This is a genomic window from Streptomyces sp. NPDC037242, assembly GCF_055604165.1.
This window is the reverse complement of sequence record NZ_JBVJUY010000044.1, coordinates 54,475-61,529: the sequence shown is the minus strand read 5'-3', so window position 1 is coordinate 61,529 and position 7,055 is coordinate 54,475. Positions and strand designations below refer to the sequence as shown.

Sequence of the window (7,055 nt, the reverse complement as noted above, 5' to 3'; positions counted from 1 at the left end):
CCCGCCCCCTTAGCTCCGCCCCCACCTATGGGTGGCCCTTGTTACCAGTCCCCCCCCCCCCCCCCCCCACATCCCCCCCCCCCCCCCCCCCCTCCCCCCCCCCCCCCCCCCCCCAAAAACACCCCCCCACCCCCCCCCCCCCCCCCCCCCCCCCCCCCCCCCCCCCCCCCGTCACCGCCGCCGCCAGGTCAGCGGCGTCGTCCTACGCGTCGCCGCCGGCCGCGCCCGGGTCCGCCGCCGAGACGTCCAGCAGCCGGTACCGGTCGACGGCCTGCTTCAGCACCGAGCGGTCGATCTTGCCCTCCTTGGCCAGCTCGGTCAGCACCGAGAGGACCACCGACTGCGGGTCGATGTGGAAGAAGCGCCGCGCCGCACCACGCGTGTCCGCGAAGCCGAAGCCGTCCGCGCCCAGCGAGGTGTAGGGGCCGGGTACCCACCGCGAGATCTGGTCCGGCACCGCCCGCATCCAGTCGGACACCGCCACGAACGGCCCCTGCGCACCCGACAGCTTGCGCGTCACGTACGGGACGCGCTGCTCCTCCTCCGGGTGGAGCAGGTTGTGCTCCTCGACCTCGACGGCCTCGCGGCGCAGCTCGTTCCAGGAGGTCGCCGACCAGACGTCCGCCTTGACGTTCCACTCGGCGGCCAGGATCCGCTGCGCCTCCAGCGCCCACGGCACCGCCACACCGGAGGCCATGATCTGCGCCGCGATGCTGCCGGCCGTACCCGCCGAGACCCGGTGGATGCCCTTGAGGATGCCGTCGACATCGACGTCGGCCGGCTCGGCCGGGTGCTGGATCGGCTCGTTGTAGACCGTCAGGTAGTAGAAGACGTCCTCGGCATCCGGCCCGTACATCCGCCGCAGACCGTCCTTGACGATGTGCGCGATCTCGTAGCCGTAGGCCGGGTCGTACGCCACGCAGCCCGGGTTGGTCGACGCCAGCAGCTGGGAGTGACCGTCGGCGTGCTGGAGGCCCTCACCCGTCAGGGTGGTCCGGCCGGCGGTCGCACCGAGGACGAACCCGCGCGCCAGCTGGTCGGCCATCTGCCAGAACTGGTCACCCGTGCGCTGGAAACCGAACATCGAGTAGAAGACGTAGACCGGGATCAGCGGCTCGCCGTGCGTCGCGTACGCCGAACCCGCCGCGATCAGCGAGGCCGTGCAGCCCGCCTCCGAGATGCCGTCGTGCAGCATCTGCCCGGTCGGCGACTCCTTGTACGCGAGCAGCAGGTCGCGGTCGACCGCCTCGTACTGCTGGCCCAGCGGGTTGTAGATCTTGGCGCTCGGGAAGAAGGCGTCCATACCGAAGGTGCGGTACTCGTCGGGCGCGATCAGCACGAAGCGCTTGCCGATCTCCTTGTCCCGCATCAGGTCCTTCAGGATGCGGACGAAGGCCATGGTGGTGGCGATCGACTGCTGCCCCGAACCCTTCTTGGCGGCCGCGTACGTCTTCTCGTCCGGCAGCTGCAGCGGCTTCGCGCGCACCACGCGGGTCGGCACGTAGCCGCCCAGGGCGCTGCGGCGGTCGTGCATGTACTGGATCTCGGGGGAGTTGCGGCCCGGGTGGTAGTACGGCGGCGCGCCGTCCTCCAGCTGGGAGTCCGGGATCGGGATGTGCAGGCGGTCGCGGAAGCGCTTGAGGTCGTCGACCGTCAGCTTCTTCATCTGGTGCGTCGCGTTGCGGCCCTCGAAGTTCGGGCCCAGCGTCCAGCCCTTGACGGTCTGCGCCAGGATCACCGTCGGCTGGCCCTTGTGGGCCTTGGCCGCCGCGTAGGCCGCGTAGACCTTCTTGTGGTCGTGGCCGCCGCGGCCCAGGTGCTGGATCTGCCGGTCGGTCATGTTCTCGACCATCGCGCGCAGCCGCTGGTCCCCGCCGAAGAAGTGCTCGCGGATGTACGCGCCCGACTCGGTCGCGTACGTCTGGAACTGGCCGTCCGGGGTCGAGTTCAGCTTGTTGACCAGGATGCCGTCGCGGTCCTGCGCCAGCAGCGGGTCCCAGGAGCGGTCCCAGATCAGCTTGATGACGTTCCAGCCGGCGCCGCGGAACTGCGACTCCAGCTCCTGCATGATCTTGCCGTTGCCGCGCACCGGGCCGTCGAGGCGCTGGAGGTTGCAGTTGACGACGAAGGTCAGGTTGTCCAGGCCCTCGCGGGCGGCGATGGACAACTGGCCGAGCGACTCCGGCTCGTCCATCTCGCCGTCGCCGAGGTACGCCCAAACGTGGGACTTGGAGGTGTCGGCGATCCCGCGCGCCTGCATGTACCGGTTCATCCGGGCCTGGTAGATCGCGCCGAGCGGGCCGAGGCCCATCGAGACGGTCGGGAACTCCCAGAAGTCCGGCATGAGCCGCGGGTGCGGGTAGCTGGAAAGGCCGTACGGGGCCTTCGACTTCTCCTGCCGGAACGCGTCGAGCTGCTGCTCGGAGAGCCGGTCCAGGAGATAGGCGCGCGCATAGATACCGGGCGAGGCGTGGCCCTGGAAGAAGATCTGGTCGCCGCCGTCACCCTCGTCCTTGCCCCGGAAGAAGTGGTTGAAGCCCACGTCGTAGAGGGAGGCGGAGGAGGCGAACGTGGCGATGTGGCCGCCGACGCCGATCCCGGGACGCTGGGCGCGCGAGACCATCACGGCCGCGTTCCACCGGGTGGCGTTGAGGACCTTGCGCTCGATCTCCTCGTTGCCGGGGAAGTAGGGCTCGTCCTTGGTGGCGATGGTGTTGACGTAGTCCGTGCTGCGCATCTCGGGCACGGCCACGCGCTTCTCACGGGCCCGCTCGATCAGCCTCAGCATCAGGTAGCGGGCACGCTCACGGCCCCGCTCGTCGACGGCTGCGTCCAGGGAGTCGAGCCACTCCTGCGTCTCCTCCGGATCGAAGTCCGGGACCTGGCTCGGCAGGCCGCCAATGATGATCGGATTGCGATCGGATGCGGAAGCCACGCTGTTCCTTCGCTGTCGGGGGAGTCGTGCCTTGGGTCGCCGCCTCCCATGGTCTTACGCTCGACCGAAATCGTCACCTCTACCACTGGGTAATCCCTGGAGTCGGCAGCGAATCAGGGACGACTCGGTGACGAGACCGGCCAAACCGCAACCTTACGCCCATGGCGATCAGCGACTTCGTAAGGCCGTTCGTCCCTCAAACAGGTAGGAAAGTCCCGACCCGATGCCGAATGAGGTGGAATGGTGTGGGATGAATCACCCGAGGTACACATCGAGGTGCTGAAAGTTGCGGCGAGACGGCCGCAATCGTCACCGTTTCGACGGTCTCGGCGGCCGGGTACTTGCGCGATCCGCCGCGCCCGTGTGGACTACGTCCAATGCTGCGCGTACGCGCGCCGCCGAAAGACATTCACCGAACATGAGCAGGAGGCACCCCGTGAGCGCGACCGCGGACCACGCGGAGAACCTGGCCGCCCGGCTGGGTTTCCAGTCCGAACAGGTGGTCCAGGAGATCGGCTACGACGACGACGTCGATCAGGATTTCCGTGACGTCGTCGAGGAACTCGTCGGCGAGCTCGTCGACGAGGACTACGACGACGTCGCCGACGCCGTACTGCTGTGGTACCGAGAGGACGACGACGCCGATCTGGCGGACGCTCTGGTCGATGCCACCGAGCTGATCGAGGACGGCGCACTGATCCTGCTGCTGACTCCCAAGACCGGCCGCCCCGGCTACGTCGAGGCCAGTGACATCAAGGAGGCCGCCGAGACCGCCGGCCTCTCGCTGGCCAAGGGTCTTCCCGTCGGCAAGGAGTGGGGCGCCACCAAGCTGGTGACGCCCAAGACCGCCGCCAAGAAGCGCTGAGCCGTACCGCAGCCAAGCGGACACGCACCCCGTCGACCAGGTTGATCCCCGGTCGGCGGGGTGCGTGCGTTGCGGTCCACAAAACGGACCGGGTGGCCATAGGGTGGCACCACCCGAACGGCCCAGCGCGGCCAAGCAGGAACGAAGGGAATGCGACACATGGCGATCGAGGTCGGCACCAAGGCCCCGGACTTCGAGCTCAAGGACAACCACGGCGCCACCGTGCGGCTCTCCGACTTCAGGGGGGAGAAGGCGGTCGTGCTGCTCTTCTACCCCTTCGCGTTCACCGGTGTGTGCACCGGTGAGCTGTGCGAGCTGCGCGACCAGCTGCCGCGGTTCCAGAACGCCGACGTGCAGCTCCTCGCGGTCTCCAACGACTCGGTGCCGACCCTGCGGGTCTTCGGCGAGCAGGAGGGGCTGGAGTACCCGCTGCTGTCGGACTTCTGGCCGCACGGGGAGACCTCCCGCGCGTACGGCGTCTTCGACGAGGAGAAGGGCTGCGCGGTCCGCGGCACCTTCATCATCGACAAGGACGGCATCGTTAAGTGGACCGTCGTCAACGGGCTGCCCGACGCGCGTGACCTGAACGAGTACATCAAGGCCCTCGACAGCCTCTGAGAAATCCGGGTGCGGGTGGGAACCCGTCACTAGGATCGAAGCGTTGATCCGGTAGTAACCGCACGGCGGGGCACAGCCCCACACAAACACCAATGGAGGACCTGTGGGAGTCAGCCTCAGCAAGGGCGGAAACGTCTCGCTGACCAAGGCCGCGCCGAACCTGACGGCGGTCATCGTCGGTCTGGGCTGGGACGCTCGCACCACCACCGGTGTCGACTTCGACCTCGACGCCAGCGCGATCCTGACCAACGACCAGGGCAAGGTCGCCAACGACTCGAACTTCGTGTTCTTCAACAACCTGAAGAGCCCGGACGGCTCGGTCGAGCACACCGGTGACAACACCACCGGTGAGGGCGAGGGCGACGACGAGGCGATCAAGGTCAACCTGGCCGGCGTCCCCGCAGACGTCCAGAAGATCGTCTTCCCGGTCTCGATCTACGAGGCCGAGGGCCGCCAGCAGAGCTTCGGCCAGGTCCGCAACGCGTACATCCGCGTCGTGAACCAGGCCGACAACACCGAGCTCGCCCGCTACGACCTCTCCGAGGACGCCTCGACCGAGACCGCGATGGTCTTCGGCGAGCTGTACCGCAACGGCGCGGAGTGGAAGTTCCGCGCCATCGGCCAGGGTTACGCCTCCGGCCTGCGCGGCATCGCGCAGGACTTCGGCGTCAACGTCTGAGTCCGAGAGCAGTAGTCCCGTCCGGCGCCGTGCACTGTGTGTACGGCGCCGGACGGGCTTTGCCGCCGCATCACCGCACCGCCGCATGACTGCACAGCCGTACCGCAGGACGCCGTACCGCCATCGCAACACCGTCGTCCGGGGAGGACCACAACATGGGCGTCACACTCGCCAAGGGGGGCAATGTCTCCCTCTCCAAGGCCGCACCGAACCTCACCCGGGTTCTGATCGGCCTCGGATGGGACGCGCGCTCGACCACGGGAGCCGACTTCGACCTCGACGCCAGCGCGCTGCTGTGCAGCGACGGCCGGGTGCTCGGGGACGAGTACTTCGTCTTCTACAACAACCTGAAGAGTCCCGAGGGCTCCGTAGAACACACCGGCGACAACCTCACCGGCGAGGGTGAAGGCGACGACGAGTCGATCATCATCGACCTCACCAAGGTGCCGGAGCGGGTGGACAAGATCGTCTTTCCCGTCTCGATCCACGAGGCGGACGCCCGCCGGCAGAGCTTCGGCCAGGTCAGCAATGCCTTCATCCGCGTGGTGAACCAGGCGGACGGCCAGGAGCTGGCCCGCTACGACCTCTCCGAGGACGCCTCCAGCGAGACGGCGATGATCTTCGGCGAGGTCTACCGCTACGGGGGCGAATGGAAGTTCCGTGCGGTGGGGCAGGGGTACGCGTCGGGGCTCAGGGGCATCGCTCTAGACTTCGGGGTCAACGTTTCGTAAAGCCGTACAAGACGATGGGGTGCCTGTGGTTCTCAAAACCTTCGGCTGGTCGTTCGCAGTCACTGCGCTCGGTCTGGTCGCAGCGGTGTTCTACGGGGGGTGGAAGGCGTTCGGGATCGTCGCGATCCTCTCCATCCTGGAGATCTCGCTGTCCTTCGACAACGCGGTGGTCAACGCCGGAATCCTGAAGAAGATGAATGCCTTCTGGCAGAAGATCTTCCTCACCATCGGTGTCCTCATCGCCGTGTTCGGCATGCGCCTGGTCTTCCCTGTCGTGATCGTCGCGATCAGTGCCAAGATCGGGCCCATCGAGGCCGTCGACCTGGCCATGACCGACAAGGACATGTACAGGCAGCTGGTCACGGACGCTCACCCGTCCATCGCTGCCTTCGGTGGAATGTTCCTCCTGATGATCTTCCTCGACTTCATCTTCGAGGACCGTGACATCAAGTGGCTCGCGTGGCTGGAGCGCCCGCTCGCCAAGCTCGGCAAGATCGACATGCTCTCCGCGTGCATCGCGCTGATCGTCCTGGTCATCACCTCCATGACCTTCGCCACCCACGCCCACCAGCACGGCGGCGAAGTGGACAAGGCCCAGACCGTCCTGATCTCCGGTGTCCTCGGCCTGATCACCTACATGGTCGTCGGCGGTCTCTCCGGCTACTTCGAGAACAAGCTGGAGGAGGAGGAAGAGGCCGAGCACGAGGCCGAGGAAGCGGCGAAGAAGGCCGGGAAGCCGGTCTCGGCCGTCGCGATGGCCGGCAAGGCCGCGTTCTTCATGTTCCTCTACCTCGAGGTCCTCGACGCGTCCTTCTCCTTCGACGGCGTCATCGGCGCCTTCGCCATCACCAACGACATCGTGCTCATGGCCCTCGGCCTCGGCATCGGTGCCATGTACGTCCGGTCGCTCACGGTCTACCTGGTCCGCCAGGGCACCCTGGACGACTACGTCTACCTGGAGCACGGCGCGCACTACGCCATCGGCGCGCTCGCCGTCATCCTGCTCGTCACGATCCAGCACGAGATCCACGAGGTCATCACCGGCCTCGTCGGCGTCGCGCTGATCGCCTGGTCCTTCTGGTCCTCCGTGCGCCGCAACAAGCGCATCGAGGCCGAGGGCGGGGACGGCGAGTCGGCGGAGGTCAAGGCCGGGGTGTGACCCGGCCCTGATTGCGGAACGCTTCACGCGGAATCATTTTCTGTGTGACGGGGCGGCCACGCGGATCC

General features: G+C 67.4%; 6 protein-coding genes. 5 read left to right on the top strand and 1 reads right to left on the bottom strand.

All coding sequences use genetic code 11. The annotated features are described in order from the left end of the window. Positions 1-202: 202 nt before the first annotated feature. Complete coding sequence (gene aceE / locus ACZ7GJ_RS35170; protein WP_470757617.1) at positions 203-2,935, bottom strand: pyruvate dehydrogenase (acetyl-transferring), homodimeric type; 2,733 nt, start codon at positions 2,933-2,935, stop codon at positions 203-205. A 436-nt stretch (positions 2,936-3,371) separates the two neighbouring features. On the opposite strand from aceE, the gene ACZ7GJ_RS35165 reads away from it, so the two are divergent. From ACZ7GJ_RS35165 to ACZ7GJ_RS35145, 5 genes are all read left to right on the top strand, one after another. Further along, positions 3,372-3,800 carry a DUF3052 family protein gene (locus ACZ7GJ_RS35165; RefSeq protein ID WP_385235415.1) on the top strand — a complete coding sequence of 143 codons (429 nt, stop codon included), beginning with the start codon at positions 3,372-3,374 and terminating at the stop codon, positions 3,798-3,800. 159 nt (positions 3,801-3,959) lie between these two features. Further along, a complete protein-coding gene (locus ACZ7GJ_RS35160; RefSeq protein ID WP_365927115.1) occupies positions 3,960-4,418 on the top strand; it encodes a peroxiredoxin in 459 nt (152 codons plus the stop codon). A gap of 103 nt (positions 4,419-4,521) precedes the next feature. Beyond that, the gene (locus tag ACZ7GJ_RS35155; protein WP_470757615.1) at positions 4,522-5,097 is read left to right on the top strand and encodes a TerD family protein; all 576 of its coding nucleotides are present in this window, start codon (positions 4,522-4,524) and stop codon (positions 5,095-5,097) included. Positions 5,098-5,252: 155 nt separating this feature from the next. Further along, a complete protein-coding gene (locus tag ACZ7GJ_RS35150) occupies positions 5,253-5,828 on the top strand; it encodes a TerD family protein (RefSeq protein ID WP_365927119.1) in 576 nt (191 codons plus the stop codon). Positions 5,829-5,853: 25 nt separating this feature from the next. After that, positions 5,854-6,987, top strand: a complete 1,134-nt coding sequence (locus ACZ7GJ_RS35145) for a DUF475 domain-containing protein (RefSeq protein WP_470757613.1) — start codon at positions 5,854-5,856, stop codon at positions 6,985-6,987. Positions 6,988-7,055: the final 68 nt, after the last annotated feature.